A 2124-nucleotide genomic window follows, 5' to 3' on the forward strand; every position below is an offset into this window, starting at 1 on the left:
GGTGGCTCGTGCCACGAGGGGGGAGGCACGGGCCGCCTGCCCGGCGGACACCGGGAGGGGGCAGGCCGCAGGACCTGCCCCCTCGCCGGGTCAGTCGGCGATCGGGAGGTAGACGCGGTTGCCCGCCTCCGCGAACTCCTTGGACTTCGCCAGCATGCCGCGTTCGATCTCCTCCGGGCTCAGCTCGGCGGAGTCATCGGAGCCGAAGCGCTCCGTGATGCTGTGGCTGATCTTCATCGAGCAGAACTTCGGCCCGCACATGGAGCAGAAGTGCGCCGTCTTGGCGGGCTCGGCCGGCAGCGTCTCGTCGTGGAAGGCGCGCGCGGTGTCCGGGTCCAGCGCCAGGTTGAACTGGTCCTCCCAGCGGAACTCGAAGCGCGCGTCCGACAGCGCGTCGTCCCACTCCTGCGCCCCCGGATGCCCCTTGGCCAGGTCGGCGGCGTGCGCTGCGATCTTGTAGGTGATCACACCCGTCTTCACATCGTCCCGGTCCGGCAGCCCCAGATGCTCCTTGGGGGTGACGTAGCACAGCATCGCGGTGCCCCACCAGCCGATCATCGCGGCGCCGATGCCGCTGGTGATGTGGTCGTACGCGGGTGCGATATCGGTGGTGAGCGGGCCGAGGGTGTAGAACGGCGCCTCGTCGCAGACCTCCTGCTGGCGGTCCACATTCTCCTTGATCTTGTGCATGGGGACGTGCCCCGGGCCCTCGATCATGGTCTGCACATCGTGCTCGCGGGCGATGCGGTTCAGCTCCCCGAGCGTGTCCAGCTCGGCCATCTGCGCCTCGTCGTTGGCGTCCGCGACACAGCCGGGGCGCAGCCCGTCGCCGAGCGAGAACGTGACGTCGTAGGCGCGCAGGATCTCGCACAGCTCGCTGAAGTGCTCGTACAGGAAGCTCTCCCGGTGGTGCGCCAGACACCAGGCCGCCATGATCGAGCCGCCGCGCGAGACGATGCCGGTCTTGCGGCGCGCCGTGAGCGGGACGTAGCGCAGCAGGACGCCGGCGTGCACGGTGATGTAGTCGACGCCCTGCTCGCACTGCTCGACGACGGTGTCCTTGTAGACGTCCCAGCTCAGCTCCTCGGCGCGGCCGTCGACCTTCTCCAGCGCCTGGTAGATGGGGACGGTGCCGATGGGCACGGGGGAGTTGCGCAGCACCCACTCCCGGGTGGTGTGGATGTTGCGGCCGGTGGAGAGGTCCATGACGGTGTCGGCGCCCCAGCGGGTCGCCCAGGTCATCTTCTCGACCTCCTCCTCGATGGAGGAGGTGACGGCGGAGTTGCCGATGTTGGCGTTGACCTTCACCAGGAAGTTCTTGCCGATGATCATCGGCTCGGTCTCCGGGTGGTTGATGTTCGCCGGGAGCACCGCGCGGCCTGCCGCGATCTCGTCCCGTACGAACTGCGGGCTCAGGCCCTCCCGTACGGCGACGAACTCCATCTCCGGCGTGGTCTCGCCCCGCTTGGCGTACGCGAGCTGCGTCACGGACGCGCCGCGCCCGGCCCGGCGCGGCTGGCGCGGACGTCCGGGGAAGACCGCGTCCAGGTTGCGGAGCCCGCCGCGCGGCGAGGTGTGCTTGAGGCCGTCGTCCTCGGGCCGCAGCTCGCGCCCCGCGTACTCCTCCGTGTCCCCCCGCTGGACGATCCAGTTCTCGCGCAGCGGCGGGAGGCCGCGGCGCACATCGGTGGTGATCTGCGGGTCGGTGTACGGGCCCGAGGTGTCGTAGAGCGTCACATCGGTTCCGTTGGTGAGGTGCACCCGGCGGACGGGGACCCGGATGTCCGGGCGGGACCCCTCCCGGTATCCCTTGTGCGAGCCGATGACGGTGTGCGCGGTCTCGCCGCGGCCGTTTTCGGCAGGCGTGTGTGCATCCTGCATGGTCATTTCAGACCCACTCCCTACGCCGGCATTACCCGGTAACAGGTTCGGCGGTCGACGCAGCGGCTTCCGCAGTCCTGCTACGGAGGTCAGCGCCCTCTCAGCCCCGTGCTCGGAGCTCCCGCGATGTGCAAAGGCGTCTCTACGCTAACGGCACACCGCGCATACTGAACAGCCCGCAGGGACGTTCTTGCGATGATCGGTCGGTGAGCCATTCCCCGCCGCCGGGCCCGCCCCCCGGCC

General features: G+C 69.6%; 1 protein-coding gene. It reads right to left on the reverse strand.

What is annotated here, in order from left to right:
- Positions 1-90 precede the first annotated feature (90 nt).
- A complete protein-coding gene (thiC, locus tag G5C65_RS36070) occupies positions 91-1887 on the reverse strand; it encodes a phosphomethylpyrimidine synthase ThiC (protein WP_165303270.1) in 1797 nt (598 codons plus the stop codon).
- Positions 1888-2124: the final 237 nt, after the last annotated feature.

Origin of the sequence: Streptomyces boncukensis (assembly GCF_011045075.1) — a bacterium.
In the GTDB taxonomy this organism is placed as follows: domain Bacteria; phylum Actinomycetota; class Actinomycetes; order Streptomycetales; family Streptomycetaceae; genus Streptomyces; species Streptomyces boncukensis.

What these genes read in the sequence shown, in the direction of transcription:
- thiC (WP_165303270.1), bottom strand. Translation starts at nt 1,887, where the DNA reads ATGACCATGCAGGATGCACACACGCCTGCCGAAAACGGCCGCGGCGAG.